Below are 25,408 nucleotides of genomic sequence, written 5' to 3' on the forward strand. Positions count from 1 at the left end.
CGCTGACGCTGGCAGCCCTCATGCTGCTGGGCACCAACACGGCCTCGGCCTGCAACACGACGTACCCCGGCCGCTACGCCATGGCCGATGGCTCGGTGCTGCTGGTGCGCCAGGGTGCGGATGGGCAGCTCAGCATGCGGCCCATCTTCTGGCGTTCGGAGCAGGTGCTGCGCCACCGGGATGGCGATGCCGCAGACAGCTTTGGCATCGCCGAGCGCGAAGACCGCCAAGTGAGCTTCCGGCGCGATGCCCGGGGCTGCGTCACCGCGGTGCAACTGGGCGGCTATGGCGACGACACACCGATGCCGCTGCTCACCGGCGGCAAGCTCCCGATCGAGCTGCTGATGGAGCGACAGCCCCGTGCGGCTGCCCGTGCGATGCTGCGCACCAGGCTTGGCGACGTGGCGGGCGCCGTGCGCGTCGGACGCACGTTGCTGCAGCGCTTTCCGTCCCGCGCAAGGGATGCGCTGGTATTTCTGCATGAGTTGCAAGGCCGCACCGAACCGTCCGCCGCCTTGCAGGCGGCCCTGGGTGACGCCTACATCGCCTTGCACCAGCGCGCCCGCGCGCTGGCCGCTTACCAGGCCGCAGAAGCATTGGATCCCAAGCAGCCACAGGCGCTGACTGGCTTGCGCCGCTTGGGTGCCCGGCCAGCGAAGACGGGCGATGACGCGGGCTGGCAGGTACCGTTCCCACTCCAGCAGCTGTTCGCTCCACCCACACCGGCCGAGATTGCCACCCAGCGCACCGCCTGGGCCGCGCGTGACCTGGCACCGCAGGACGTGCAAGAGGTCGCCAGCGGCACGCTGGACCTGGGCGAGGTCACCGCGCAGGTGCGCATCGTGTCGCACCGTGTGCATGGCTTCAGGCACTATGGCGCCATCGTGCTGCCGGTGGGCACCGAGGCGGCCGGTGGCAAGCATCCGGTGCTGCTGGACCTGAAAGGCGTGTCGTGGGACTACTTTGCGCTGGACCTGCGCAACCTGTCGTCCCCGCGCTTCCTGGGTGCGCAGCAGCGGCAGTTCATTTACGTGGTGCCGTCCTTCCGTGGCGAGGTGCTGCGCTTCAACGGTGTGGACTACACCTCGGAGGGCGACCGCACCGACAGCTGGGACGGCGCCACCGATGACGCGCTGGCGCTGCTGAACGTGGCGCTGGCCAGCACGCCGCAGGCGGATGCCAGCCGCATCGCCGCCTTTGGCAAGAGCCGTGGCGGCAGCGTGGCGCTGCTGGCCGGCCTGCGTGATGCGCGCATTGGCCGCGTGCTGGACTGGGCCGGCCCGGTCGACTGGTTTGCGCTGATGGCAACCGGTGGCTGGACGCAGCAGGACATCGTGGCCGACGGCCTGCGCAACAAGGCCTCGCCCAAGGAAGAGGGTGGCCAGTTCATCGAGCGCATGCTCGTCAAGGTGCTGGACGGCCGCTGGGGCCTGGCCCAGGCAAGGGCGCAGATGCTGGCCAGTTCGCCGCTGTACTTCACCGCCGGCCTGCGCTGTGTGCGCGGCCTGTATGGCGTGGAGGACGAGATGGTGCCGGTGGCCAATGGCCAGGCCTTGGGCCGCGCGTTGCGGCGCCAGGGCGCCATCAGCCTGCACGACAACGCCGGGCACGACCTGAACCAGCCGCTGGCCTTTGCCCAGTCGCGTGCGTTCCTGCTGCCGCTGTTGGCGGCGCCCGCTGCCGCTAGGCCAGCCGCGCCGACTTGCCGGTAGCCGCCAGCACCCGCTCGGCGTTGAGCGTGATTCTCACCTTGGCGGCGTCCACCGGGCTGACGATGCCGAACTGCTTGTCGCGCGTGTCGCGCGCGCTGTACTTGGCCAGTGCGATGCCGTCCGGTCCCATGATGCTGACCACCTGCGGCGTGTTGGCCGACTCGCCCCGGCGCACCGCCACGGCCAGGTCACCGTTGGCCAGCGTCACATAGCTGCCAGGCGGGTAAAAGCCCATCACCGAGGCCATGGCCGAGCCCACGCGGGCCTGCTCGCCCACCGCGCCCAGGAAGATGGATTTGCTGGCGCCTATGGCCGACAGCGCATGGCGCGTCTTGCGCGAAGCCATCTTGGCGACGAAGATGTCGGCCGTGCGCAGGATGCGCCGGCACGGCAGGTTGCGCGCCAAGCCCTGGCGCTCGTCGGTCTCGTGGTGCCAGCGCACCAGGTCCAGCAGGTCCTCATCCGGTACGCCATAGGCCTTCAGGACATCGACGCTGATCTGTGGGTGGTCCGAGATCAGCTTGCGCTGCCACACCGTCAGCGGCGTGGTCTGCTGCGTCAGCAGGTCCTGCTCGCGCGCCATGCCCAGGTTCATCAACAGCGCGGCGCGGCACAGCGTGGGCACCTCGATGGCCGGCAGGCCCAGCTTGCGCGCGGTCAGCCCGCACAGCACCGAGGTCAGCAGCGCATGGGTGGCGCAGTAAGACAGCGTGGTGTCGGCCAGTGCCTGCAGCAGGCGGAAAACGCTCTCATCCACATCGGTCATCACCAGCTGGGTGGCGCGGTGCTCTATGCCTTCGATGCGCTCCAGCGCGTTGCGTGCCGTGTCGCCCTGGTAAAGCAGGCTGTTCAGCGCCGCATGCACGTCCAGCCAGCCACCCACCACCTCGTGGCCCACCGCGTAGTCGGATTCCAGGATGATGCTGGGCATGGGCGCCTTGGCGATCTGGTCCAGCGTCTTGCCGTCGCGCAGCATGGTGTAGATCAGCCGGTCGTAGCTGCGCTGCCAGGCGCGGAAATCCGGTTCGGTGGCGCTGGCCTCGTGCGCCGCCAGCACCTCCTGGTGCCGTTCGGACTCGATCACCTGGCCTTTTTTCAGCAGCAGGTTACCGCGCGGGTCCCACAGGCTGATGGGCAGCGGCTGGCCGAACTGGATGCGCTCAATGGGCACCGGGATGTACTTCATAGCCCCTCAGTGTGCGCCTGTGCGCCCAGCCATTGCAAGGTTTGCGCGCGTTGCGCGGGTGTCATGTTGTCGGGCAGCTTCAATTGCGGCACTTGCAGGGCCTGGGGGGCATGCGGCAGGTAGCTGATCTCGCGCGTGCTGCCGTCATCCTGGCGCAGCTTGATCAGCACCGGGCGGCTGACGTCGTTGCCGTAGATGGAGGCGCCCTGGATACGCTGGCCGTCGCGCAGGCCGGCGGCCCAGGCGGCGCTACCGGGCAGCACGCCGGCGATCACCTTGTCCTTGAACAGCCGCTCGCGGTCGAACCCCAGCTCGTACACCGGCGCGGCCAGCCACACCAGTTGCGCGTGCGGACCCAGCCATAGCGCTCTGGGTGGGATGGCCTGGCCCTGGGTGATGTGCTGGTCTATCACCTGCAGCTCGTCGCGGCCGGTGAAGCGGGCCAGCAGGCCGTTGACGTGCTGCGGCGTCAGCGCCACCGGCTGGCCGCCGGGGCCCTGGGCTGCGGCCAACAGGGCGTGCATGACGTCGTCAAACGAGCGCTGGCCGTCGCTGGCCTGGCGGATCTGCGCGTTCCACTGCAGCGCCAGCAGCGTGCCGCGGTGGTAGGGCAGGTCCTTGACCTGCGGGTTGGCCCAGAAATCCTTGACCACGCGGGCATTGTCCGCATCGCGCACCGGCGACGCATACGCCAGGCGCAGCACTTCGTTGATCTGTGCCACGAAGGCCGGCAGCGTCAGCAAGCCGCCGCGCAGGCGCAGCACATGGGTGTAGTAGTCGGTGAAGCCCTCGCTGAGCCAGTACATGCTGGCCTCGTCGGGCTCGGGCATGCGGCCCAGTTTGTGGGCGTTCCAGTTGTGGAAATACTCGTGCGTGATCAGCCGCTCAAACTGTGCCGGTTTGGCGTTCGGGGTGACGAAAGTGGCAAACGAATTCGTCAAGCCGGTGCCGCCCACCGAGAAGGTGGTGGGCAACTCGGCCAGCGGGATCAATGTGACCAGGAAGTAGGGCTCACCCGTGCGCCAGAAGTCGCGCTCCAGGCCGACGATGCGCGCCACCATGCGGTTGAACTCGGCGTCGCTGAACGCCCAGCCGCTGCCACGCACGGCGGTGTAGACCGGCTGGCCGCCCACATCGGCGCGCGCCAGGCGGAAGTCACCACCGACGTAGATGGCCGACAGCAGTTGCTCGCGCTGGGCGTCAAAGCGCTGTTCCAGCTGTTCGGCGCCGAAACTGTTGGCCAGTGTCCAGCCAGCGGGCAGCGCGTGCCAGCGCAGCGTGACTTTGAGACGATCCGCCTCGCCTGAATCGCCCGGCTTGCCCCAGGCCGGCAACACCCAGGTCCCGTGGCCTATCAGATGAAAGTAGCCGGGCTGCACCAGCGGCCGGTACTTCATGGCCGTGGCGATGGGCCCGCTGAAGTCCTGCACCAGCTCGTACTGCACGTGCAGCGGCTGGGCGGCGCCATGGCTGAGCTTTTTGATCGCCGGGTTGTCGGTGTCGGCCAGCGTGGCCCCGGGGCTGATGGCGCGCAGGTTGCGCACCGCCTTGAACAGCGCGGTTTCGCTGGCCCACTGGTCCGGCAGGTACAGCAGCGTGCTGCCGCTGGCGTTGCCGTCAAAGCGCAGGTCCACCCGCAGGCGCGGCTGGCCGTCCACCGTCACGGGCTGCACGTCCAGTTGCAGTGCGCGGGCCGGCGGCTGGCTAGGTGCGGCCGGCAAGCCCGTGCAGGCGCCCAGCAGCAGGGTCAGCGACGCGGCCAGTGCGGCCAAGCCGCAGGCATGGAACGCGCGGCGCAGCACCCCCATCAGTGCACGGCCGCCGGGTAGTGCTGCACCACCCAGCGTTCAAACTGGCCGCACATGGCGTCGTCGCCAGCGCGGTTGTCGGCCAGCACTTCGCTGCCGTGCACGATGCGTATGGTGGCATCCAGGTCGCGCAGCGGGCTTGGCGGGTAGGTGCGGCTGGCGGCGCTGGCCATCTTGGCCTGGGCCTCTTCCCAGGCCTGCGCCACCGTCTGGTTGCAGGCGTCGGCCAGGTACTTGGCGTTGAAGGGCTCGCCGGTCAGGCTCAGCAGCGTGTCGTTGTGGCTGACGCCGTTGCCGCGTGCCCAGTAGTGCTCAGCCAGCGCCGGACCAATCGCAGGGTTGTCGGTCAGGTAACCGTACTTGCCTTCGAAATAGGCGCGCGTCTGGTACACCGCCATGTTGGCCAGCAGGTAGCCGTGGTAGGCGGCGGCGGACTCCTGGTTCAGAAGGTGCGGGATGGCCAGCAGCGGGCGCGGGCTGACCGCCACGCCCAAGATGCGCTGCTCGGCCGCGCGCGCCAGTGCCAGCACGCGCTCGGGCGTCAACTGGTCTTCGGCCAGTTGGTACAGCGCGTGTTCGAAGTAGGACACCACGGCCAGGCTGCGCTCGTTGAAGGCGGCAAACGGCTGCGTGGTCTCAATGCGCTGGCGTATCAGCGCGTCGGGCATGGGTTGGCCTTGTGCGTCGGTGGCGTAGCGCTTCAACCAGTCGGCATCGTCCAACAGGCTGTCGCAGAACATGGACTGTGTCTCCGCATAGGCCATGCTGGTGGGCGCAAACTCTTGTGAAAAACAGGGTGAGTTCTGCGTCACGTTGGCGAAATGGGCCGCGTGGCCGCCTTCGTGGAACAGCGTGTTGATGGCGCGCAGGCCGCTGCCCACCTGGTCGGGCTTGGCTTCGGCGGTGAAATTGATCTGCCCGGCCACCCATTGGCCCTGCTGGTCGTAGAAGGTGGGGATGGGGCCGTGACAAAAGCCATTCTGGTACTTGCCCTCGCGCTCCAGCAGGTCCAGCTGCAGGGTGGCGCCGCGGTAGCTTATCCCTAAGCGTCGGAAACTCTCCACCCAGCGCTGCAGGCCCTTGGCAAAGGGCAGGTAGGGGTCCATCTGGCGCACGGTGTCGCCACTGACGTGGAAACGCAGGTTCCAGCCCTCCGTGGCGGCCGGGCCGTGCTGGGCACGCAGTTCACCCAGCGCGCGCGCGTTGGCGTCGCGCGTGCGGGCTTCAAAGTCGTCGAGGATGGTGAACAGCCGCTCGCTGCTCATCTGCTCGTTCTTGCGCACCTTGTAGTCGAAGTAGTTGGCAAAGCCCTGGGCGCGGCCAAAGGCGTTGCGCTTCTTGACGATGTCCAGGAAGCCGTTGGCCAGCACCCAATGCTCCAAGGCCAAAAAGGCGTCGTGTGAACTCTTGCGCTGTTCCTCCACCGGGTTGGTGCCCAGGTTGGTGGACAAGGTGCTGAGCGTGGCGTCCACCTGCTGGCCGCTCTCGTCCACATGGCGCAGCTTCAGATCGCGCCGCTTGGCGAACAGCTCGGCCTCCATGGCGATCAGTTCGCGCTCCAGTTGGCGCGCCTCGTCGCTGTCGACGATGTTGGCCTCGAACAGCGCCAGCCAGCCCTTCAGGCCGTGGCGCAGCGCCTGGGTGGCCTCGTCACCCCCCGCGTTGGGCAGCTCGGCCAGCGCGGCGCGCACCTGGGCCAGGCGTGCGGGGTCGGAAATGAAGGCCTTGTAGGCCCCTTCGGCCTTGGCAAAGCCGGCTTGGTCGTTGGTGACGGCCATGTAGTTGGTCCAGAACAGGTCTTCCTTGGCCTTGTGCACGGCCAGGTAGTCGGCGTTCAGCGTGTCGAACAGTTGCTGTGCGGTCATTTGGCAGCACCAATCTTTGCCGCTTCGGCCTCCATCTGCGCCACCAGCTCGTTCATCTGGTCCACCACCGCCTGCACGGTGGCCTTCTGGCTCAGGTCCACGCCGGCCTTTTGCAACTGCTTCATGGGCTGGTCGTTGTTGCCGCTCTTGAGCAGCGTCAGGTAGCGGGCGGTGGCGGCGGCGCGGTCCTTGTCGCTGCCGGTGGTCATGTCCTTGAACAGCTTGGCGCTGGAGGCGAAGCAGGTCGCATACTGGTACACGTAGTAAGGCGAGTTGAAGAAGTGCGAAATGCGCGACCAGGTCCACTTGTAGCCGTCGTCCACCGTCAGCGCATCGCCGTAGTAGTCCTTCAGCAGCTTGGTGTAGATGCCGTTGAGCACCTCGGCGGTGATGGGCTGGCCTTTCTCCGCCAGCTTGTGGGCTTGCAACTCGTAGTCGGCAAACAGCACCTGGGTGTAGAAGGTGCCGACGATGGAGTCCACCGCGTGCTGCAGCAGCAGGAAACGCTCACGGGGGTCGGTGGTGGTTTGCAGCAGCTGTTGCAGCAGGAAGCGCTCGTTGGTGGTCGAGGCCACCTCGGCCACGAAGATGGTGGGGTCAGAGGTGACGAAGGGCTGGGCCTCGAAGGACAGCACGCTGTGCATCGCGTGGCCGGCCTCGTGCGCGAAGGTGAACAGCGCGCCCAGCGTGTCGTTGTGGTTCAACAGCACATACGGGCCGACACCGTAGACACCCTGGTTGTAGGCGCCGTTGCGCTTACCTTCGTTCTCATAGACGTCGATGTGGCCGCTTTCCAGGAAGGCCTTGTACTTGGTCACGTAGTCGGTGCCCAGCGGGGCGACCGAGGAGATGATCAGCGCCTTGGAATCCTCATAGGAATAGGTCTTGTCGGTCTTGTAGATCGGGATGGAGCCGTCGTACAGGTGGTAGCTGTCCAGCCCCAGCAGCTTCTTGCGCAGCTTGGCGTAGCGCTGCAGCGGTGCGGTGCCGCCACGGGTGGTGCTGATCAGCGTCTCCAGCACCGACAGCGGCACGGCGTTGGTGTCCAGCGCGGCCTCGGCGGTGGTGGGGAAGTTGCGTGCCTGGGCCACGAACCAGTCGCGTTGCAGGATGCCGTTGTAGATGCCGGCGTAGGTATTGGCGGTGGCGCCGAAGGTCTTGATGTAGGCGTCAAACGCCTTGGCGCGGTCGGCCTGGTTGTAGTTGGTCTGCAGCACCGACTGGTAGGTGCCGTGGCCCATGGTGACTTCCTTGCCGTCGGACAGCGTGACCTTGGGGAACTTGATGTCCGAGGTGCTGAGTTCCTGGAACGCAGTCCTGGGCGTTTCGCCGAAGCTGGTGGCGAAGGACAGCAGCTTTTCGCCCTTCTCGTCCAGCACATGCTTTTGCTGGCGGTATTGCTCCAGGATGGGGAAGCGGTAGGGCGCCAGCGCCGGCGTCTGCTTGATCCAGCCTTCCATCCGGGCCTGGGGAATGGTCAGCAGCTCGGGCGTGAACCACGCGCTGGCGGTGCCGAACTTGGCAAACGCAGCATTCACCCGCTGGAACTTGCCCGACACCTCGGCGTTGCGCGTGTCCACATCGCGTTGCAGCGAGGTGTAGGTGTAGGTGCGGTACTGCAGCATGCCGATCTCGTCATACGCCTTGTAGGCCGCCAGCACCGCCGCCGGCCCCTTGGCCAGGCTGCCCTTGAGCTTGGCAAAGGCGTCCATCTTGGCCTCCATGTCCTTCATGCCGGCCTCCCAGGCCTGCCAGGACGGGTAGATGGCGGAGAAGTCCCAGCGGTATTGGGCCGGAATCTCGGAGCGCACCTGGGTGGTGGGCTTGGCGGCCAGCGCGGCGCCGTGGCTGAATTGCAGCGCGGCCAATGCAACGGCGCTGAGCACGAGTACTTTGCGCAAGGAGGAGGAAGTCTTCTTCGTCATCGTCATGGGGCCCTGACCTGTCTGTGTAAGAACGGTGGTTGGAGTGGGCAGCTGCCGGTTTGTAGCCCGCGCCGCCCGTGTGAAGCGAGTCATTTTAGGCTCACGCTGGCTCCGGATTTGCCCTAGGTTGGCGGGCGAAGCTCACTGCCCATCCCAGTCCGGCACCATGCGCTTGGCCCGCTGCTCCCGTTCCTGCGCCATCTGCTCTTCCAGCTGCTGGCGGCCCTGCTTGACCACGGCGATCAGCTTGCTGCGGTCCTTGTGGTGCGGGTACATGCGCTCGAACAGCGCGATATTGTGCTGGCGGAAGCGCATCGCCAGCTGGCGCGCCTCGTGCGGTGGGTGGCCCAGCAGCTCCAGCACGCTGCGTGCGCTGCGCAGGCTGGACTCGAACAGCTCGCGCTCGACCAACTGCACGCCGCGGTCGCGCAGCTCGTTCCAGTGCGTCACGTCGCGGGCACGGGCGACGATCTGCAGGTTGGGGAAATGCTCTTTGGCCAGGTCGACGATCTTCAGCGATTGCTCTTTGTCGTCCACCGCCACCACCAGGATCTTGGCGCTGGCGGCGCCAGCGACGCGCAGCAGGTCCAGCCGCGTGGCGTCGCCGTAAAACAGGCGCATGCCGAAGCTGCGCGCCGCCTCCACCATCTCGGCGTCGTGGTCCAACAGCGTGCAGGGGATGCCCTGGGCCATCATCATGCGTGCCACGATCTGGCCGTAGCGGCCGACACCGGCCACCAGCACGGGTGCATGCTGCTGCTCCGAAATCTCCGCCATCTGCGGGATGCCGCAGTGGGCATAGCGCGGCACGATCAGCTTGTCGATGCCCACCAGCAGCAGCGGGCTCAGCAGCATGGACACCGCCACCGCGCCGATCAGCAGCGAGGCCACGTCGCTGGTGAACACGTGGGCACCCGAGGCGGTCTGGAACACCACGAAGGCGAATTCGCCGCCCTGCGCCAGCAGCAGCGTCAACACCGGACGCTCGGGCACTGGCAGCTTCATGATTTTGGTCAGCAGCAGGATCACCGCCGCCTTCAACGCCATGAAGCCCAGCACGATGATGGCCATCAGCCCTGGCGAGTGCAGCAGCACGGCAAAGTCAATGCTCATGCCCACGGCGATGAAGAACAGGCCCAGCAGCAGGCCCTTGAAGGGCTCGATGTTGGTCTCCAGCTCACGCCGGTACTCGCTCTCGGCCAGCAGCACGCCGGCCAGGAAAGCGCCCAGCGCCATCGACAGGCCCACCTTCTGCATCAGCGCCGCGATGCCCACCACCAGCAGCAGCGAGGCGGCGGTGAAGATTTCCGGCGTGTTGGAGCGTGCGATCCAGCGGAACAACGGGCGCAACAGCAGCCGCCCACCCACCACGATGCCGGCAATCACCGCCACGATGGTCAACGCCTCCAACAAGCGCTCGGTAGGCGCGGCCGGCGCCGCATGCGGCTGGCCGCCCAGCAGCGGCAGCAGCGCCAGGATGGGGATGGCCGCCACGTCCTGGAACAGCAGGATGGAAAACCCTGCCTGGCCGGCGCTGGTGGGCAGCATATTGCGCTCCCCCATCACCTGCAAGGCAATCGCGGTGCTGGACAGCGCCAGCCCCAGTGCCGCCACCAGCGGCGTGCGCCAGCCGCCCAGCTCGTCCGGGTACATCACGCCCAGTGCATACAGACCCAGGAACAGCGCGGCGGCGCAGGCCAGCACCTGGGCGCTGCCACCACCGAAGATGGGCCGGCGCAGCGCCCACAGGCGCTTGGGCTCCAGCTCCAGCCCGACCAGGAACAGCATCAGCACGACGCCAAACTCGGCGAAATGCAGGATGTCCTCGATGTTGGTCACCAGCGCCAGCCCCCAAGGGCCGATGACGATGCCGGCGGCCAGGTAGCCGATGATGGAGCCCAGTCCCAGGGCGCGGCTCACCGGCACCGCCACCACGGCGGCGCTCAGGTAGATGAAGCTGTTGACCAGCCAGGCGGGTGCGTGTTCCATGCGGGGTGGTCTTTCGGTTCAGTCGTCTTGGGCGGGGCGCTCGCCAATGGGCACCTCGCAGTCGACGCAGGCCAGGTTGGTCAGGTCGGGCCAGTGGGGGTAGCTTTGCAGGCGCTCGCCAAACAGCTCGGTGTGGGCCGCCAGGAAAGCCTCGTCGGCGCGGTGGGCGCCGTGCAGGATCAGCGGCGGCAGAAAGCGCATGCCGCACAGCGCGGCGGTTTGCTCGTAAGGCGGCAAAAAAGCCTCGAAGGCGTGGCGGTTGTAGCCCTGCGGGCGGTAAGAATCTTCGGCGCCGCCGGTGCTGGCCACCAGCCACAGGTCCTTGCCCTCCAGCGCCTTGTGGCTGCCGTAGGCCCAGCCATAGGCCAGCACCTCGTCCAGCCACAGCTTTTGCAGCGCCGGCATCGAGTACCAGTGGATGGGGTGCATCAGCACCACCAGGCGGGCGCTGGCCAGCTGGGCCTGCTCATGGGCGACGTCGATGGCGTAGTCCGGGTAGCGGCCATACAGGTCGCACACCCGCACGGCGGGGTTGGCGCGGGCGCGCGCCAGCAGCCGGCGGTTGACGCGCGATTCGCGCCAGTTGTCGTGTGCGGCCAGCAGGTAGATGGGGGCATCGTCAGGGGGCTTGGCGGGGGTGTCCACCCCGGGCAAGGCCGCCGTTTGGTGTTGTTCGTCCATACCGCTAACATAGCGCAAACTGGGAAAGCCCCAAAACGGCTGGGGCAGGCGGTATCAAAGCGATAGCAAGAAAGCCTGACAACGAGGAGCTCCTTATGCCTGTGGTGGTGGTTGCGAATCCCAAGGGCGGCGTTGGCAAGTCCACGCTGTCCACCAATGTGGCCGGTTATTTCGCCCGCCAGGGCCATGCGGTGATGCTGGGCGACACCGACCGGCAGCAATCCGCCCGCCTGTGGCTGGGGTTGCGGCCCACGCAGGCCCGGCCCATCAGCACCTGGGACATCAACGCCGACGTCATCGCCCGCCCGCCCAAGGGCACCACCCATGTGGTGCTGGACACGCCGGCCGGCCTGCACGGCAAGCGCTTGAGTGACATCCTGAAAATGGCCGACAAGGTGGTGGTGCCGCTGCAGCCCAGCGTGTTCGACATCTTTGCCACCCGTGCCTTCCTGGACGAACTGGCCGCGCACAAGCACGCCAGCGGGCTGAAGGTGGGCATTGTGGGCATGCGGGTGGATGCCCGCACCATCGCCGCCGACAAGCTGCATGCCTTCGTGGACAGCCTGAAGTTGCCCGTGCTGGGTTACCTGCGCGACACGCAGAACTACATCCACCTGGCCGCGCGCGGGCTGACGGTGTTTGACGTTGCGCCCAGCCGGGTCGAGAAAGACCTGGAGCAGTGGAAAGACATCTGTCACTGGCTGGACAGCTGAGCCGGCGCGCCGCCACTACGATGGCGGCTGTTCCATCCTGTACCGCGAACCGTATCGCGGCAAAACCATGAAGACTTTTCAAACCCTGGCCGAGCTGGCCGCGCTGGTGGGCCAGGAGGTGGCCGTCAGCGACTGGATCACCATCACCCAGCAGCAGGTGAACCAATTTGCCGAAGCCACCGGCGACCACCAGTGGATACACGTGGACGTGGAGCGCGCCAAGGCCGGGCCGTTCGGCGCGCCCATTGCGCACGGCTTCCTGACGCTGTCCATGTTGCCGCGCTTCTTCGAGTCGTCGTTCGAGATTGCGCAGTCGCGCATGGGCGTCAACTACGGGCTGAACAAGGTGCGTTTCACCGCCCCGGTGCCGGTGGGCAGCCGGTTGCGCGCGCGCATGAAGCTGCTGAAATGCGAGCCGGTGGACAACGACGGCATGCAGATGACCTGGGAGGTGGCCGTGGAGCGCGAAGGCTCATCCAAGCCGGTGTGCGTGGCGGAGTCGATCGCGCGGCGCTACCCTTAAGCCAACGTGTCTCGGAGAAAGCCCAGCACCTTGGCGTGCAACTGCGGCTGAAACGCCACCCGGTCAAACCCCGGCGGGTCTTGTGATGGCGGAAATTCCGGCCGCGTCATCGCAGCCGGAAAGGGGCTCATGAACGAAAAGTGACCGGCGCCGGGCACCACTTGGTCCACCACGGTGGTGGGGTGGGCCACGCCATGGCGCACGATGTCGGACTGCCAGGCGGGTGTGGCGTCGTCGCGCTCCCCGGTCAGCAACAAGATCGGCGCGGTCACGCCGCGCAGCGCGCCTTCGGGCATGAACCAGGCGGCGGCCGGGTTCAGCAGCACCAGCGCGCGCAGGCGCGTGTCGTGCACCACTTCGACCGGTTCTGAATGGCTGTTGCCACGCTCCTCCGGGCCGGTCCAAGGTTGGCCGCCGGCCAGCGCCAATGCGCTGTAGCCGCCCATGGAGTGGCCGATCGCGCCCACGCCCTTGTCTATCGCCACCTGTGATCCCAGCAACGCATCGGCCAGCACGGCGTCAATGGCCAGGTGCAGCTGGCGCGGCCGGTTGACCAGGTTGGCGGTGGTGCCGGCCAGGCTGTTGTCGGCGCGGCTGTTGCCCAGGTGCTCGACCAGTGCGACGACGAAACCGTGGCGCGCCAGGTGCGCCGCCAGGTCGCGGTAGGCCCACAGCGTGCCGCCTGTGCCGTGCGACACCAGCACCAGCGGCAAGCGGGTGCCGACCGGCGGCGCGTCCGTGGCCACCTCCATGGTGAAGGGGCCGTAGGCCTGGGTCTGGGGTTCGGCGTCGGTGGGGTAGAAGCAGATCAGCGGCAGCGCCAGCTGCTGCACCGGGTCGTACAAGGGGACACCGTGAAAGCCAAGGTTGAGGGCTGTTGTCGTTGGCATGTGTGTTTTGCGTTGCTCAGGCAAAGCCGTTTTGCCGCCAGGCCTCGAACACGGTGACGGCCACCGCGTTGGACAAATTCAGGCTGCGCTGACCGGCGCGCATGGGCAGGCGCAACCACTGCGGCGCGCCCAGCGCCTCGCGCACGGCGAGGGGCAGGCCGCTGGTTTCGGAGCCGAACACCAGCCAGTCGCCCGGGGAGAAGGCCACGTCGTGCACGGCACGGGTGCCGCGCGTGGTCAGCGCGAACAGGCGGGCCGGGTCGGGTTGCTCGGTGGCGATGAAGGCATCCCAGCTGGCATGGCGGCGCAGCTCTGCGTACTCGTGGTAGTCCAGCCCGGCGCGGCGCATGTGCTTGTCGTCCATCGAAAACCCCAGCGGCTCCACCAGGTGCAGCGTGCAGCCGGTGTTGGCGGCCAGGCGTATCACGTTGCCGGTGTTGGGCGGGATTTCGGGGTGGACCAGGACGATGTTGAACATAAAACGGGGCAGAGGCCCGATGCTGCAGGCCAGGCTCAGCCCAGGACGATCTCGTCCTGGTGGTTGGCGATGTGCAAGGCATGCGCCAGCGCGAAGTCGGTCTTGTTCAAGGCGCCATAGGCAAAGTGCGGCTTCAGCGCGCCGGTGTGGCCGTTGAAGCGGGTGATGGCCGCGCGCAGGCGCTGGGCGGCCGGGTGCCAGTCCGCGGCCGTGGTCAGGGCGGGTGCGCCGGGAATGGGTTCGGCCAGGCCGTGGCTCATCTTGCCGCGCCATTTGAAGAAGGCAAAGGCCGCACTGCCGGCGGTGGCCTGGAACAGCGCGCTCTTGGGTTCGGGGAAGCCATCCATGGACATTTCCACGCTCTGTGCCAGGTGGTCCAGCACGGCGGGCAAGGGCCAGCCGGCGCTGGTGCGCGGGCTGGCGGTCTTGTCCACCTTGTCCAGCCAGGCCAGTGCTTCGGAGAGGTTCTGGATCTTGGGCATGTCAGCCAGCACGGGGGAGGAGGCCAGCAACAGGCCGCTGGCGGTGCTGCCGGCGTGGATCAGGAAAGTTCGGCGCTGCATGGGGTGTTGATGGGTGCGATTTTTCATTGTAGTGAGCGGCTGGTTGTGGCGGAACACCCTCAGTCTGCCCATTCCACCTCGGTGCGCGCCAACACCACCGCGCTGATGTGTGCCACGCCAGCCGCGCGCAGCTCCTGGGCGGCGGCATGCAGTGTGGCGCCGCTGGTCATCACATCGTCCACCAGCACCACCCGCTGGCCTGGCAGCTCGGCGGCCAGTCGCGGCTCGACGGCAAAGGCGTTTTGCACGGCGCGCAGGCGCTCGGCGCGGCTCAGCGTGCTTTGCGGTGGCGCGTGCTGCACCCGCAGCAGCAGGTCGGTGCGCGTCTTGTGCGGCGCCAGCGCGCGCGCCAGCAGCGCGGCCTGGTTGTAGCCGCGCTCGCGCAGCCGCTCGGTGGACAGCGGCATCGGCAGCAGCCAGCGTGCTTGCTCCAGTGCCGGCTCCACCCAGGGCGCACTGCGCAGCAGCAGTGCCAGCGTGTGCGCCCAGCCGGGTGCCTGGCCGAACTTGAATTGCGTGATCAGCGCCGGCCAGGGGTAGGCGTAGTCCAGCGCGGCCACGCAGGCGTCCAGCGGTGGCGGGTGAGCGATGCAGGCGCCACACTGGGGCTGGTCGGCCGCCAACGGCAGCGCGCAGGTGCGGCAGCGCTGGCGCGGCTGGGCGAAGCGTTGCACGCAGTCCTCGCACAGCGCGCGTGATGGCCAGGCCCGGCACACACCGCACTGGCTGGGCAGCCGGTGGGCCAATGCGTGCTTGATGAAGGCGCCTGTCAACATGGGTGGAGCCGCTTGTGGTGGATGGGCACAAGGTTATCAGCTTGAGCGCGGGCATGGCCAGAGGGCTGGCCCTACACTTTCGCACTTTCACCCGCGATCCACGCCTCTGCTTGTAAGTGACATGTCCACCGACCGTCCCCCCACGCTCGACCCCATCGCCGCCGCGCGCTGGCAGCGCCTGCCGGCGCCGGCCTCGGCCTGGCTGCATGAAGAAGTGGGCCGCCGCATGGAAACGCGCTTGCAGTGGATCAAGGCGAAGCCCACCGTCTGGGCCGATTGGCAGCCCCTGCGCGGCGGCTTGCAGGCCCATGGCCTGCTGGCGCGGCGTTACCCCGACGCGCAGGCACTGGTGGTGGAGACCGTGCCGGCCCATGCCGAGGTGACGCGCCGCGGCCTGGCCAAGCCCTGGTGGAGCCCCGCGCGCTGGCGAGCTGGCGACGCCGTGCGCACCACGCCGCCTGAGCCTGGCAGCGTGCAACTGCTGTGGGCCAACATGGCGCTTCACATGGCGAGCGACCCGCAGGCGCTGATCGCCCAGTGGCACCAGGCGCTGGCGGTGGATGGTTTCCTGATGTTCTCCTGCCTGGGGCCGGACACGCTGCGCGGCTTGCGCGCCGTGTACCAGCGTCTGGGCTGGCCGGCGCCGCAGCACGAGTTGACCGACATGCACGACTGGGGCGACATGCTGGTCAACGCCGGTTTTGCCGAACCGGTGATGGACATGGAGCGCATCCACCTGAGTTTTGAGACGCCTGAGCGGCTGCTGGCCGAGCTGCGCGAACTGGGGCGCAACCTGCACAAGGCGCGTTTTGCCGGTCTGCGCGGGCGCGCTTGGCGCGATCAGTTGCACCAGGCGCTGGCGCGCGAACTGGCCGACGAGGCCGAGGGCGGCCGGCTGAAGCTGGGTTTCGAGGTCATCTATGGCCATGCCTTCAAACCGCGGCCCCGGCTGGATGTGAAGCCGCAGACCGTGTTGTCGCTGGACGACATGCGGCACCAGTTGCGCCAGGGCCGCTCCTGACCCGGCCGTGGCATGCCGCGCAGCAGGCGCGGGGCTTTCCCTGTCAAGCCAGAGCCCCTCAGACCCTGGGCTACAATAACCGTGATTCGGATAATGGGTATTTCCCGTGGATATCTGCTGCACCGCTGCGTTGCGGAGGTGTGGCGCTTTGGGCAAGGCGCGTGACAAATTTGATGTTTCGCTTCGCTACGGTGCATGGCCAGAACATCCATTGGTTCTTGCGGCGCAACTGCTCCGTGACGCCAAGGCAATTGGGTTGGCTGTACCTGTCGCTGTGCGTGGTATCGCTGGGTATTGGGACCGTGTTCTGGTTTCAGGGTGCCCGGCTGATCCTGCCTTTTGCCTGGATGGAGCTGATGGCGGTGGGGTTCGCGTTTTTTGTCTACGCGCGCCACGCCACCGACGGCGAACGGATTTACCTGGACGGCTCGCAACTGGTCGTGGAACTGGAAAACGGCGGCAAACTGCAGCGCGCCGAATTCCGCCGCGAATGGGTGCGGGTGGAGCCACGGGCCGGCGAGCGGTCGCTGATCGAGGTGTCCGGCCAGGGGCGTTCCATTGCGGTGGGGCGCTATGTGCGGCCCGAATTGCGGCCCGACCTGGCCAGGGAATTGCGCATGGCACTGCGTGGCGCCTGAAGCCGCGGTGTACAGACGAGAAGAGCGCTTGATTTGTTTTGAGGCAATGAAGAAGTGAACATGATGATGAAGAGCATCTACAAAAAAATGGCCGGTATGCTGCTCGCTGCCAGTGCGCTGACCGCCGCCTACGCCGCCAACCCGGTGCGCGACCTGCCGGGCGGCCCAGCGGTTAACCAGCTCAATCTTCACCCGGCCGTGACCAAGATCGCCGAGGAGCAGGGCTGGCTGCACTGGTTCATGCTGATCATCTGCACGGTGATCTTCGTGGCCGTTTTTGCCGTCATGTTCTATTCCATCTGGAAGCACCGCAAGTCCAAGGGCCACAAGGCTGCCAACTTCCATGAGTCCGTCACGGTGGAAGTGATCTGGACCATCATCCCTTTCCTGATCGTCATCGGCATGGCCCTGCCGGCCACCAAGGTGCTGGTGGCCTCCAAGGACACCACCAACGCCGACCTGACCATCAAGACCACTGGTTACCAGTGGAAATGGGGTTACGACTACCTGAAGGGCGAGGGTGAGGGCATCTCCTTCATCTCCACGCTGGACGCCGCGCACCGCGAAATGTCCAACAACGGCGGCAAGACCGCCGACGGCAGCCCCACCCCCGACAACTACCTGTTGAAGGTGGACAACCCGCTGGTGGTGCCCTCTGGCAAGAAGATCCGCATCATCACCACCGCCGTGGACGTGATCCACGCCTTCATGGTGCCGTCCTTCGGCATCAAGCAGGACGCCATCCCCGGCTTCGTGCGCGACACCTGGTTCAAGGTCGAACCCGGCAAAGAGGGTGACTACTACGGCCAGTGCGCCGAGCTGTGCGGCAAGGAACACGCCTACATGCCCATCCACGTGAAGGTGGTGACCCCTGAGAACTACGCGATCTGGGTCGCCGCCGAGCTGAAGAAGGCCGCCGCCAAGCAGGACGACCCGAGCAAGGTCTGGGTGCTGGACGACCTGGCCAAGCGCGGCGAGAGGGTCTACGCCGCCAACTGCGCCGCCTGCCACCAGGCCAACGGCAAGGGCGCTGGCCCGATCAAGCCGCTGGACGGTTCGGCCGTGGTGCTCAGCGAAGACCACTCGCAGCAGATCAGCACCCTGCTGAACGGCCGCAACAACGGCGCCATGCCGGCGTGGAAGCAACTGAGCGATACCGACATCGCCGCCGTCATCACCTACACCAAGAACAACTGGTCCAACAAGACTGGCCAGTTGGTGCAGCCGGCCGAAGTGCTGGCCGCGCGTGGCAAGTAAATCGTCAGCAGCAGAGTATTGAGAGAGAAGGATTTCAGGATGAGCGCCGTTCTAGACCATCACGATCACGCCCACGACGATCACCACGACCACCATGCCCCGACCGGCTGGCGCCGCTGGGTGTTCGCCACCAACCACAAGGACATCGGCACGCTGTACCTGCTGTTCGCCTTCACCATGCTGATGATCGGCGGTGTGCTGGCGCTGCTGATACGCCTGGAGCTGTTCCACCCCGGCCTGCAGTTCGTCAACCCCGAGCTGTTCAACCAGTTCACCACCATGCACGGGCTGATCATGGTGTTCGGCGCCATCATGCCGGGCTTCGTGGGCTTCGCCAACTGGATGATTCCGCTGCAGATCGGCGCCTCTGACATGGCGTTCGCCCGCATGAACAACTTCAGCTTCTGGCTGCTGATTCCTGCTGCGTTGATGCTGGCCGGTTCGTTCTTCATGCCCGGTGGCGCACCCGCCGCCGGCTGGACCATCTACGCCCCGCTGACGCTGCAGATGGGCCCCAGCATGGACGCCGGTATCTTCGCGCTGCACATCATGGGGGCTTCCTCCATTATGGGCTCTATCAACATCATCGTCACCATCCTGAACATGCGCGCCCCCGGCATGACGCTGATGAAGATGCCCATGTTCGCCTGGACCTGGCTGATCACCGCCTACCTGCTGATCGCCGTCATGCCCGTGCTGGCCGGCGCCATCACCATGACGCTGACGGACCGCCACTTCGGCACCACCTTCTTCAACCCCGCCGGCGGCGGCGACCCGGTGATGTTCCAGCACATCTTCTGGTTCTTCGGCCACCCCGAGGTGTACATCATGATCTTGCCGGCCTTCGGCATCATCAGCCAGGTGGTCCCCACCTTCGCGCGCAAGCGGTTGTTCGGCTACGCCTCCATGGTGTATGCGACGTCCTCCATCGCGATCCTGAGCTTCATCGTCTGGGCCCACCACATGTTCACCACCGGCATGCCGGTGACCGGCCAGCTGTTCTTCATGTACGCCACCATGTTGATCGCCGTGCCCACGGCCGTGAAGATCTTCAACTGGATCGCCACCATGTGGCAGGGCTCGATGACGTTCGAGACCCCCATGTTGTTTGCTGTCGGCTTCATCTTCGTGTTCACCATGGGTGGCTTCACGGGCCTGATCCTGGCCATGGCGCCGATCGACATCCAGCTGCAGGACACCTACTACGTGGTGGCCCACTTCCACTACGTGCTGGTGGCCGGCTCGCTGTACGCCATGTTCTCGGGCTTCTACTACTGGGCCCCGAAGTGGACCGGCGTGATGTACAACGAGACCATGGGCAAGATCCACTTCTGGTGGTCGCTGATCGCCTTCAACGTCACCTTCTTCCCTATGCACTTCCTGGGCCTGGCCGGCATGCCGCGCCGCTATGCCGACTACCCGATGCAGTTCGCCGACTTCAACGCCCTGGCGTCGGTGGGTGCCTTCTTCTTCGGTTTCGCGCAGGTGTTCTTCTTCCTGTTCATCGTGCTGCCGGTGATGATGGGCAAGGGCAAGAAGGCCGCGCAAAGCCCGTGGGAATCGGCTGAGGGCCTGGAATGGGAAGTGCCGTCGCCGGCGCCCTTCCACACCTTCGAGACGCCCCCGAAGCTGAACGCAGCGGCCACCAAGGTCATCGCCTGAGCCTGAGTTCATGACGCCTGAACAGAAAAAAGCCAACCTGCGCATGGCCCTGGCGCTGGGCTCCATCGCGGTGGCGTTGTTCATCGGCTTCATGGTCAAGCAGTTCATGCTGGGGCACTGAAGGCGGACCATGAACCTGCGCCTGGAAAACGCCAAGATGCTGGGCAAGCTGGCCGTGATCACGGCCGGCATGTTCGGTTTCGGCTACGCCATGATCCCGATCTACAAGACCATCTGCGAGGTCACCGGGGTCAACATCCTGGCGGTGGGCGAGTTCGACGTGCCGGGCAATGCATCCAGCAAGGCGGCCAACACGCAGGTGGACCTGAGCCGCACCATCACGGTGGAGTTTGACGCCAACGCACGCGGCCCCTGGAGCTTCAAGCCGGCGGTCAGCAGCCTGCAGGTGCACCCGGGCGAGCTGATGACGGTGATGTACGAGTTCCAGAACACGCAGAACCGCCGCATGTCGGCCCAGGCCATCCCCAGCTACGCGCCCTACCAGGCGTCGGCGCATTTCAACAAGCTGCAGTGCTTCTGCTTCAACCAGTACACGCTGGACCCGGGCGAGAAGAAGCAGTGGCCGGTGGTGTTTGTGGTGGACGGCAAGCTGTCCAAGGATGTGAAGACCATCACGCTGTCCTACACCTTCTTTGAAGTGGGTGCGGGCATTCCGCCGGCGCCCACGACGGACGCCGTCAAGTTGCAAAAGCCGGTTGGGGCGGGGGCGTGACGCAAGAGAACAAGGGCGCGCCGCCAGCGCCCGGGGGGTCGCTGTTGCGGACCCTGAAGATGGTGGCCTGGTCTTTCGTAGGCATTCGCAAGAACAGCGAATACAAGGAAGACCTGGCGCGGGTGAACCCGCTGCACGTGATCCTGGTGGCGATCGCGGCGGTGCTGGTGTTCGTCGTGGGTTTGGTGTTTTTTGTGCATTGGGTGGTGGGCAAGTGAGCGCCACCGTGAGATTGAAGAAAAAAGTGATTCGTAAGGAATGGAGCTGACGACATGAGTTCGACCACACACAGCGGTACGCCGTATTACTTTGTGCCCGCGCCTTCGCGGCACCCGGTGATGGCGGCCATCGGTTTGTTTTTTGTGATCTTTGGCGCCACCGAGTGGATCAACGGCACGGATTGGGGCAAGTACGTGCTGCTGCTGGGCATGGTGTGGTGGCTGTTCGTGCTGTTCCAATGGTTCAGCACCGCCATTGGCGAAAGCGAAGGCGGCCAGTACGGGCACAAGATTGACCTGTCCTTCCGCTGGAGCATGAGCTGGTTCATCTTCTCCGAAGTGATGTTCTTCGGCGCTTTCTTCTCCGCGCTGTGGTGGATGCGTGGGCATTCGGTGCCGGCCCTGGGCACACTGGACAACGCGCTGCTGTGGCCCGGCTTCAAGGCTGTATGGCCCAGCGTGGTCGCTGGCGCCACCGCATCGCCGGCCGGCATCATCGAGCCCTTCACGACGATGACGCCGTTCTGGCTGCCCACCATCAACACCGCGCTGCTGCTGAGCTCGGGCGTGACCATGACCATCGCCCACCACGCACTGATCGCCGGCAACCGTGGCAAGACCATTGGCTTCATGTGGATCACCGTGCTGCTGGGCGCCACCTTCCTGTTCGTGCAGGGCTATGAATATGTGCACGCCTACCATGAGCTGAACCTGAAGCTCACGTCCGGCGCCTACGGCTCCACCTTCTTCATGCTGACAGGCTTCCACGGCTTCCACGTCTGTGTGGGCATGCTGATGCTGTTCTTCATCACGCTGCGCCTGCAAAAGGGCCACTTCACGCCCGAGCGGCACTTCGGTTTTGAAGGCGCCGCCTGGTACTGGCACTTTGTGGACGTGGTGTGGCTGGGCCTGTACATCCTTGTCTATTGGACCTGATTGCGGCTGATGGCCAACGCAAAAGGCACCGCGCGCGGTGCCTTTTGAACTTTTCGGAGCGGTGTTTTTCTCAGTTCTTACTTGCCCACCGGAATGCCGGTGGGGTGTAGATAACCCAGCTTCCATCCCAGCAGCACGCAGACAAACAACAGCACCGACAGGCCTATGCGTGCCGCCAGCGCCCAGGCCATCTTGCCCGATTTGGATCCCCCCTTGTCACTGCCACCCTTGAGCATGAAGAACAGCGCGAACGCCAGACTGCCAAGAATCAGCACAAAGGCCAGGGCCACCACATATTTCATCATGGTGGGGATTATCCCGTGCGCTTGAAGATCAGGTCCGTGGTGGTGTTGCTGGCCGCAATGGCCGGCATCGCCCTGACCGCTTCGCTGGGGCGCTGGCAGTTGTCGCGTGGGGCGCAGAAAGAGGCCATTGCCGCCGCCATGGATGCCCAGGGCGCCTTGGCACCGGTGGAAGGCGCCGCGCTGGCTTCCGCCCGCGAGCCGGCCCTGCTGCTGCACCGGGTGGTGACGTTGCGCGGCCAATGGTTGCCGGCGCGCACCCTCTACCTGGACAACCGGCAAATGAACACCCACCAGGGCTTTTACGTGGTGACGCCGCTGCAGCTCGAAGGCTCCCAGGCCGTGGTGCTGGTGCAGCGCGGCTGGGCGCCGCGCAATTTCGAGCAGCGCGCCGCACTGCCCGCCGTCAGCACGCCCGAAGGCGCGGTGAGCGTGCGCGGTCGCATAGCCCCGCCGCCGGCCAAGCTGTTTGAGCTGGGCACGCCGGAGCAGGGCGCGATCCGGCAAAATCTGGATCTGGCGCAGTACCGCCTGGAAACCGGCCTGCCGCTGCTGGCCGTGTCGGTGCAGCAGTTGGGGCCGGCCAGTGAAGGCCTGCTGCGTGAATGGCCGGCGGTGGACAGCGGCGCCGGCAAACATTACGGCTATGCATTCCAGTGGTTCGCGCTGGCCAGCCTGATCGCCCTTCTTTATGTCTGGTTCCAAATTGTCAAACCCCTCCGCGCCCGCCGCTCCCGCTGACAGCTCCGCGCTGGACCAGCCGCTGGGCCTGACGGTGCACTCCATGCCGGTGCCCGGCGAGGCCGCACCGGTCGAGGCCAAGCGCACCCGCATGGGCCGCTGGCAGATGCTGCTGGTGCTGGCCTTGTGCGCCGCGCCGGTGGTGGCGTCCTACACCATGTACTACCTGGTGCGTCCCGCCGGTCGCACCAACTACGGCGAGCTGATCAACCCGCAACGCCCGCTGCCCGAAGTGGCCACGCGGGCGCTGGACGGTGCGGTGGGCAACCTGCGCCAGCTCAAGGGCCAATGGCTGCTGGTCAGCGTGGCCGGCGCCGCCTGCGACGCCACCTGCCAGCGCCACCTGTACCTGCAGCGCCAGCTGCGCGAAAGCCTGGGCCGCGAAAAGGAACGGGTGGACTGGGTGTGGCTGGTGGCCGACGACGCGCCGGTGGCGCCCACGCTGCTGCCGGCCTTGAAGGAGGCCACGGTGTTGCGCGTGCCGCAAGCTCAATTGGCACAGTGGTTGGCGCCGGCTGCCGGCCATGAACTGGCCGAGCACCTGTACCTGGTGGACCCGCTGGGCAACTGGATGCTGCGCTTTCCCGCCTCATTGGACCTGCCGGAAGCCGCCAAGGCCAAGCGCGACCTGGAGCGCGTGCTGCGCGCCTCTGCCTCCTGGGACCAGGCCGGCCGCTGATGAGCCTCGCCATGAACACCGCTCCCGCCGCCTACAACCTCGCGCCCACGCTGTGGCTGTTGCTGTTCGGTGCCGTGCTGGCGCTGGCGCCGCTGGCCTGGGTGTGGCGCCGCCAGCGCGGCAGCACGCCGCTGGCACGCACCCAGGCGCTGACCGTGTTGACCTTGTTTTTGACCTTCGACCTGGTGCTGTTCGGCGCCTTCACCCGCCTGACCGATTCCGGCCTGGGCTGCCCCGACTGGCCCGGTTGCTACGGCCACAGCAGCCCGGTGGGCGCGCAGGCCCACATCGCGCAGGCGCAGCAAGCCATGCCCACCGGCCCGGTGACCCACAGCAAGGCCTGGGTGGAGATGCTGCACCGCTACCTGGCCACCGGCGTCGGCGGCCTGGTGCTGGTGCTGGCGGTGCGCGCCTGGTGGCAGGCGCGGCGCGATGCTATCGGCGCCGGCGGTATCAGCCCCTGGTGGGCCACGCTGATGCTGCTGTGGGTGTGCGTTCAGGGGGCTTTCGGCGCGCTCACCGTCACCATGAAGCTGTTCCCTGCCATCGTCACGCTGCACCTGTTGGGCGCCATGGGCATGCTGGTGCTGCTGGCCATGCAGGTGGCGCGGCTGCATGTGGCCGGTGGTGGCATGCCGCTGGCGGTGCGCCCTGGCCTGCGCCGGCTGCTGTGGCTGGCCACGGCCTTGTTGCTGGTCCAGATTTCGCTGGGCGCCTGGGTCAGCACCAATTACGCCGTGCTGGCTTGCAGCGACTTTCCGACCTGCCAGGGCGTCTGGTGGCCCCCCATGAATTTCTCCGAGGGCTTCCAGTTGTGGCGTCCGTTGGGCGAGCGGGCCGATGGCAACCTGCTGTCATTCGCCGCGCTGACCGCTATCCACTACACGCACCGGGCCATGGCCGCGGTGGTGCTGGCGCTGCTGGCCACCGCCGCCTGGCGCTTGAACCGCGTGCCGGCGCTGCGCGCGCATTCGCGCTGGCTGGCTGCCCTGCTGGGCCTGCAACTGGCCACCGGCCTGGGCAATGTGGTGCTGGGCTGGCCGCTGCTGGCGGCACTGGCCCACACTGGCGGCGCGGCCGCGTTGTTGCTGGTGCTGACCTGGGCACTGTGTGCCACGCGCGGCGACCTGGCGGCGCAGGGCGCGGCAACCGGCCCCATTAGACTGGGGGCCGCATGAGCGCCAAGCCCTCCTCCTCCTCCACGCCCCAAGCTGCCGCGCCCAGCGTGCCGCACCCGCCGGTGCTGGCGCAGTTCTATGCGTTGATGAAGCCGCGCGTCATTCAGCTCATCGTGTTCTGCGCGCTGATCGGTATGGTGCTGGCGGTGCCGGGTGTACCCACCTGGGCCGACATCAAGCTGGCCGGCATCGCCTGCCTGGGCATCTGGCTGGTGGCCGGTGCCGCTGCCGCCTTCAATTGCATCATTGAAAAAGGCATAGACGCCAAGATGAAGCGCACCGCCTGGCGCCCCACCGCCAAGGGCGAGTTGAGCGACTGGCAGACGCTGCTGTTCTCTGCCGTGCTGTGCTCGGTGGGCTCGGCACTGCTGTTGGTCTTCGTCAACCCATTGACCATGTGGCTGACGTTTGCCACCTTTGTCGGTTACGCGGTGATCTACACCGTCATCCTGAAACCGGCGACGCCGCAGAACATCGTCATCGGCGGCGCCTCGGGCGCCATGCCGCCGGTGCTGGGTTGGGCGGCGATGACGGGGCAGGTGGGCCCGGAGGCGGCGATCCTGTTTCTGATCATCTTCCTGTGGACGCCGCCGCACTTCTGGGCGCTGGCGCTGTACCGGGTGGAAGACTACCGCAAGAGCGGCCTGCCCATGCTGCCGGTGACGCATGGCAACGAGTTCACCCGGCTGCAGATCCTGCTGTACACCTTCGTGCTGTTCGCCGCCTGCCTGATGCCCTTTGCCTATGGCATGAGCTCCTGGTTGTACCTGGCCGCCGCCGTGGGTCTGAGTGCGGGTTTCTGCCTGTATGGATTTTGGCTGTGGCGCGACTATTCAGATGCGCTGGCGCGCAAAACCTTCCGCTTTTCGCTGATCCACCTGAGCGCGCTGTTCGCGGCGCTGCTGCTGGACCACTACATTTTCTGATTGCCCAT

General features: G+C 66.4%; 26 protein-coding genes. 15 read left to right on the forward strand and 11 right to left on the reverse strand.

The genetic code is table 11. The features are described from left to right. Nucleotides 1–20 precede the first annotated feature (20 nt). On the forward strand, nucleotides 21–1,712 hold the full coding sequence (locus AC1DX2_RS15985) for an alpha/beta hydrolase family protein (RefSeq protein ID WP_477197345.1): 1,692 nt from the start codon (nucleotides 21–23) through the stop codon (nucleotides 1,710–1,712). Here the strand turns inward: AC1DX2_RS15985 and AC1DX2_RS15990 are convergent. The 6 genes from AC1DX2_RS15990 to kefF all read right to left on the reverse strand — a co-directional run bounded on the left by AC1DX2_RS15990 (nucleotide 1,684) and on the right by kefF (nucleotide 11,166). Further along, nucleotides 1,684–2,898, reverse strand: a complete 1,215-nt coding sequence (locus tag AC1DX2_RS15990) for an HD-GYP domain-containing protein (RefSeq protein WP_477197346.1) — start codon at nucleotides 2,896–2,898, stop codon at nucleotides 1,684–1,686. The genes AC1DX2_RS15985 and AC1DX2_RS15990 overlap by 29 nt on opposite strands. Further along, the gene (locus AC1DX2_RS15995) at nucleotides 2,895–4,706 is read right to left on the reverse strand and encodes a M61 family metallopeptidase (RefSeq protein WP_477197347.1); all 1,812 of its coding nucleotides are present in this window, start codon (nucleotides 4,704–4,706) and stop codon (nucleotides 2,895–2,897) included. The genes AC1DX2_RS15990 and AC1DX2_RS15995 overlap by 4 nt, the downstream gene beginning before the upstream one ends. Next, complete coding sequence (locus AC1DX2_RS16000) at nucleotides 4,706–6,571, reverse strand: M3 family metallopeptidase (RefSeq protein ID WP_477197348.1); 1,866 nt, start codon at nucleotides 6,569–6,571, stop codon at nucleotides 4,706–4,708. Before AC1DX2_RS16000 ends, AC1DX2_RS15995 begins: the two co-directional genes overlap by 1 nt. Further along, on the reverse strand, nucleotides 6,568–8,472 hold the full coding sequence (gene pepF / locus AC1DX2_RS16005; RefSeq protein ID WP_477197349.1) for an oligoendopeptidase F: 1,905 nt from the start codon (nucleotides 8,470–8,472) through the stop codon (nucleotides 6,568–6,570). The genes AC1DX2_RS16000 and pepF overlap by 4 nt, the downstream gene beginning before the upstream one ends. 165 nt (nucleotides 8,473–8,637) lie before the next feature. Then, the gene (gene kefC, locus AC1DX2_RS16010; RefSeq protein WP_477197350.1) at nucleotides 8,638–10,485 is read right to left on the reverse strand and encodes a glutathione-regulated potassium-efflux system protein KefC; all 1,848 of its coding nucleotides are present in this window, start codon (nucleotides 10,483–10,485) and stop codon (nucleotides 8,638–8,640) included. Between the two features lie 18 nt (nucleotides 10,486–10,503). Continuing rightward, nucleotides 10,504–11,166: a glutathione-regulated potassium-efflux system oxidoreductase KefF gene (gene kefF, locus AC1DX2_RS16015; RefSeq protein ID WP_477197351.1), complete on the reverse strand. Its 663-nt coding sequence runs from the start codon at nucleotides 11,164–11,166 to the stop codon at nucleotides 10,504–10,506. 95 nt (nucleotides 11,167–11,261) lie between these two features. On the opposite strand from kefF, the gene AC1DX2_RS16020 reads away from it, so the two are divergent. Both AC1DX2_RS16020 and AC1DX2_RS16025 read left to right on the forward strand, forming a co-directional pair. Further along, nucleotides 11,262–11,879 (forward strand): nucleotide-binding protein, encoded by a 618-nt coding sequence (locus tag AC1DX2_RS16020; RefSeq protein ID WP_477197352.1) that lies wholly within the window; start codon nucleotides 11,262–11,264, stop codon nucleotides 11,877–11,879. Nucleotides 11,880–11,946: 67 nt separating this feature from the next. After that, the gene (locus tag AC1DX2_RS16025) at nucleotides 11,947–12,402 is read left to right on the forward strand and encodes a MaoC family dehydratase (protein WP_477197353.1); all 456 of its coding nucleotides are present in this window, start codon (nucleotides 11,947–11,949) and stop codon (nucleotides 12,400–12,402) included. Here the strand turns inward: AC1DX2_RS16025 and AC1DX2_RS16030 are convergent. Genes AC1DX2_RS16030 through AC1DX2_RS16045 form a run of 4 tightly spaced genes read right to left on the reverse strand, consistent with a single transcriptional unit; the run spans nucleotide 12,399 to nucleotide 15,109 of the window. Then, nucleotides 12,399–13,292, reverse strand: a complete 894-nt coding sequence (locus AC1DX2_RS16030) for an alpha/beta hydrolase family protein (protein WP_477197354.1) — start codon at nucleotides 13,290–13,292, stop codon at nucleotides 12,399–12,401. The two genes, AC1DX2_RS16025 and AC1DX2_RS16030, sit on opposite strands and share 4 nt — an antisense overlap. Before the next feature lie 16 nt (nucleotides 13,293–13,308). Next, nucleotides 13,309–13,770 (reverse strand): tRNA (uridine(34)/cytosine(34)/5-carboxymethylaminomethyluridine(34)-2'-O)-methyltransferase TrmL, encoded by a 462-nt coding sequence (gene trmL / locus AC1DX2_RS16035; protein WP_477197355.1) that lies wholly within the window; start codon nucleotides 13,768–13,770, stop codon nucleotides 13,309–13,311. Between the two features lie 35 nt (nucleotides 13,771–13,805). Beyond that, nucleotides 13,806–14,333: a DUF1569 domain-containing protein gene (locus AC1DX2_RS16040; protein WP_477197356.1), complete on the reverse strand. Its 528-nt coding sequence runs from the start codon at nucleotides 14,331–14,333 to the stop codon at nucleotides 13,806–13,808. A 59-nt stretch (nucleotides 14,334–14,392) separates the two neighbouring features. After that, the gene (locus AC1DX2_RS16045) at nucleotides 14,393–15,109 is read right to left on the reverse strand and encodes a ComF family protein (RefSeq protein ID WP_477197357.1); all 717 of its coding nucleotides are present in this window, start codon (nucleotides 15,107–15,109) and stop codon (nucleotides 14,393–14,395) included. Nucleotides 15,110–15,230: 121 nt separating this feature from the next. Between AC1DX2_RS16045 and AC1DX2_RS16050 the strand changes: the two genes are divergently transcribed. From AC1DX2_RS16050 to AC1DX2_RS16085, 8 genes are all read left to right on the forward strand, one after another. Continuing rightward, nucleotides 15,231–16,130, forward strand: coding sequence for a class I SAM-dependent methyltransferase (locus AC1DX2_RS16050; protein WP_477197358.1), 900 nt, complete (start codon nucleotides 15,231–15,233; stop codon nucleotides 16,128–16,130). Between the two features lie 173 nt (nucleotides 16,131–16,303). Beyond that, nucleotides 16,304–16,768, forward strand: coding sequence for a DUF2244 domain-containing protein (locus AC1DX2_RS16055; RefSeq protein ID WP_477197359.1), 465 nt, complete (start codon nucleotides 16,304–16,306; stop codon nucleotides 16,766–16,768). A 66-nt stretch (nucleotides 16,769–16,834) separates the two neighbouring features. Beyond that, on the forward strand, nucleotides 16,835–18,025 hold the full coding sequence (gene coxB / locus AC1DX2_RS16060) for a cytochrome c oxidase subunit II (protein ID WP_477197705.1): 1,191 nt from the start codon (nucleotides 16,835–16,837) through the stop codon (nucleotides 18,023–18,025). A 39-nt stretch (nucleotides 18,026–18,064) separates the two neighbouring features. After that, nucleotides 18,065–19,687, forward strand: coding sequence for a cytochrome c oxidase subunit I (gene ctaD / locus AC1DX2_RS16065; RefSeq protein WP_477197360.1), 1,623 nt, complete (start codon nucleotides 18,065–18,067; stop codon nucleotides 19,685–19,687). 10 nt (nucleotides 19,688–19,697) lie between these two features. Continuing rightward, complete coding sequence (locus AC1DX2_RS16070; RefSeq protein WP_477197361.1) at nucleotides 19,698–19,808, forward strand: cytochrome oxidase small assembly protein; 111 nt, start codon at nucleotides 19,698–19,700, stop codon at nucleotides 19,806–19,808. A 9-nt stretch (nucleotides 19,809–19,817) separates the two neighbouring features. Further along, complete coding sequence (locus AC1DX2_RS16075) at nucleotides 19,818–20,420, forward strand: cytochrome c oxidase assembly protein (protein WP_477197362.1); 603 nt, start codon at nucleotides 19,818–19,820, stop codon at nucleotides 20,418–20,420. Further along, on the forward strand, nucleotides 20,417–20,638 hold the full coding sequence (locus AC1DX2_RS16080; RefSeq protein ID WP_477197363.1) for a DUF2970 domain-containing protein: 222 nt from the start codon (nucleotides 20,417–20,419) through the stop codon (nucleotides 20,636–20,638). Before AC1DX2_RS16075 ends, AC1DX2_RS16080 begins: the two co-directional genes overlap by 4 nt. Before the next feature lie 54 nt (nucleotides 20,639–20,692). Next, nucleotides 20,693–21,574, forward strand: coding sequence for a cytochrome c oxidase subunit 3 (locus tag AC1DX2_RS16085; protein ID WP_477197364.1), 882 nt, complete (start codon nucleotides 20,693–20,695; stop codon nucleotides 21,572–21,574). Nucleotides 21,575–21,651: 77 nt separating this feature from the next. Here AC1DX2_RS16085 and AC1DX2_RS16090 read toward each other — a convergent pair whose 3' ends face one another. Continuing rightward, complete coding sequence (locus AC1DX2_RS16090) at nucleotides 21,652–21,876, reverse strand: twin transmembrane helix small protein (RefSeq protein ID WP_477197706.1); 225 nt, start codon at nucleotides 21,874–21,876, stop codon at nucleotides 21,652–21,654. 60 nt (nucleotides 21,877–21,936) lie between these two features. Between AC1DX2_RS16090 and AC1DX2_RS16095 the strand changes: the two genes are divergently transcribed. Genes AC1DX2_RS16095 through cyoE form a run of 4 tightly spaced genes read left to right on the forward strand, consistent with a single transcriptional unit; the run spans nucleotide 21,937 to nucleotide 25,400 of the window. Then, on the forward strand, nucleotides 21,937–22,617 hold the full coding sequence (locus tag AC1DX2_RS16095) for an SURF1 family protein (RefSeq protein ID WP_477197707.1): 681 nt from the start codon (nucleotides 21,937–21,939) through the stop codon (nucleotides 22,615–22,617). Then, complete coding sequence (locus tag AC1DX2_RS16100; protein WP_477197365.1) at nucleotides 22,568–23,296, forward strand: hypothetical protein; 729 nt, start codon at nucleotides 22,568–22,570, stop codon at nucleotides 23,294–23,296. The genes AC1DX2_RS16095 and AC1DX2_RS16100 overlap by 50 nt, the downstream gene beginning before the upstream one ends. Nucleotides 23,297–23,307: 11 nt before the next feature. Continuing rightward, nucleotides 23,308–24,474, forward strand: a complete 1,167-nt coding sequence (locus AC1DX2_RS16105; protein ID WP_477197366.1) for a COX15/CtaA family protein — start codon at nucleotides 23,308–23,310, stop codon at nucleotides 24,472–24,474. Next, nucleotides 24,471–25,400, forward strand: a complete 930-nt coding sequence (gene cyoE / locus AC1DX2_RS16110) for a heme o synthase (protein WP_477197367.1) — start codon at nucleotides 24,471–24,473, stop codon at nucleotides 25,398–25,400. Before AC1DX2_RS16105 ends, cyoE begins: the two co-directional genes overlap by 4 nt. The last annotated feature ends 8 nt before the right edge of the window (nucleotides 25,401–25,408 follow it).

The organism is Hylemonella sp. P2_B10, assembly GCF_056404875.1.

Bases quoted from the DNA above. Each gene is read 5' to 3' on its own strand.
- kefF (WP_477197351.1), bottom strand. From the start codon at position 11,166: ATGGACGAACAACACCAAACGGCGGCCTTGCCCGGGGTGGACACCCCC.
- AC1DX2_RS16085 (WP_477197364.1), top strand. From the start codon at position 20,693: ATGAGTTCGACCACACACAGCGGTACGCCGTATTACTTTGTGCCCGCG.
- AC1DX2_RS16100 (WP_477197365.1), top strand. From the start codon at position 22,568: ATGTCTGGTTCCAAATTGTCAAACCCCTCCGCGCCCGCCGCTCCCGCT.
- cyoE (WP_477197367.1), top strand. From the start codon at position 24,471: ATGAGCGCCAAGCCCTCCTCCTCCTCCACGCCCCAAGCTGCCGCGCCC.
- AC1DX2_RS16040 (WP_477197356.1), bottom strand. From the start codon at position 14,333: ATGCAGCGCCGAACTTTCCTGATCCACGCCGGCAGCACCGCCAGCGGC.
- AC1DX2_RS15995 (WP_477197347.1), bottom strand. From the start codon at position 4,706: ATGGGGGTGCTGCGCCGCGCGTTCCATGCCTGCGGCTTGGCCGCACTG.
- AC1DX2_RS16020 (WP_477197352.1), top strand. From the start codon at position 11,262: ATGCCTGTGGTGGTGGTTGCGAATCCCAAGGGCGGCGTTGGCAAGTCC.
- AC1DX2_RS16095 (WP_477197707.1), top strand. From the start codon at position 21,937: ATGGCCGGCATCGCCCTGACCGCTTCGCTGGGGCGCTGGCAGTTGTCG.
- AC1DX2_RS16025 (WP_477197353.1), top strand. From the start codon at position 11,947: ATGAAGACTTTTCAAACCCTGGCCGAGCTGGCCGCGCTGGTGGGCCAG.
- AC1DX2_RS16070 (WP_477197361.1), top strand. From the start codon at position 19,698: ATGACGCCTGAACAGAAAAAAGCCAACCTGCGCATGGCCCTGGCGCTG.
- AC1DX2_RS16075 (WP_477197362.1), top strand. From the start codon at position 19,818: ATGAACCTGCGCCTGGAAAACGCCAAGATGCTGGGCAAGCTGGCCGTG.
- AC1DX2_RS16105 (WP_477197366.1), top strand. From the start codon at position 23,308: ATGAACACCGCTCCCGCCGCCTACAACCTCGCGCCCACGCTGTGGCTG.
- AC1DX2_RS15990 (WP_477197346.1), bottom strand. From the start codon at position 2,898: ATGAAGTACATCCCGGTGCCCATTGAGCGCATCCAGTTCGGCCAGCCG.
- kefC (WP_477197350.1), bottom strand. From the start codon at position 10,485: ATGGAACACGCACCCGCCTGGCTGGTCAACAGCTTCATCTACCTGAGC.
- AC1DX2_RS15985 (WP_477197345.1), top strand. From the start codon at position 21: ATGCTGCTGGGCACCAACACGGCCTCGGCCTGCAACACGACGTACCCC.
- AC1DX2_RS16000 (WP_477197348.1), bottom strand. From the start codon at position 6,571: ATGACCGCACAGCAACTGTTCGACACGCTGAACGCCGACTACCTGGCC.
- AC1DX2_RS16050 (WP_477197358.1), top strand. From the start codon at position 15,231: ATGTCCACCGACCGTCCCCCCACGCTCGACCCCATCGCCGCCGCGCGC.
- trmL (WP_477197355.1), bottom strand. From the start codon at position 13,770: ATGTTCAACATCGTCCTGGTCCACCCCGAAATCCCGCCCAACACCGGC.
- AC1DX2_RS16030 (WP_477197354.1), bottom strand. From the start codon at position 13,292: ATGCCAACGACAACAGCCCTCAACCTTGGCTTTCACGGTGTCCCCTTG.
- coxB (WP_477197705.1), top strand. From the start codon at position 16,835: ATGAAGAGCATCTACAAAAAAATGGCCGGTATGCTGCTCGCTGCCAGT.
- AC1DX2_RS16045 (WP_477197357.1), bottom strand. From the start codon at position 15,109: ATGTTGACAGGCGCCTTCATCAAGCACGCATTGGCCCACCGGCTGCCC.
- ctaD (WP_477197360.1), top strand. From the start codon at position 18,065: ATGAGCGCCGTTCTAGACCATCACGATCACGCCCACGACGATCACCAC.
- AC1DX2_RS16090 (WP_477197706.1), bottom strand. From the start codon at position 21,876: ATGAAATATGTGGTGGCCCTGGCCTTTGTGCTGATTCTTGGCAGTCTG.
- AC1DX2_RS16055 (WP_477197359.1), top strand. From the start codon at position 16,304: ATGTTTCGCTTCGCTACGGTGCATGGCCAGAACATCCATTGGTTCTTG.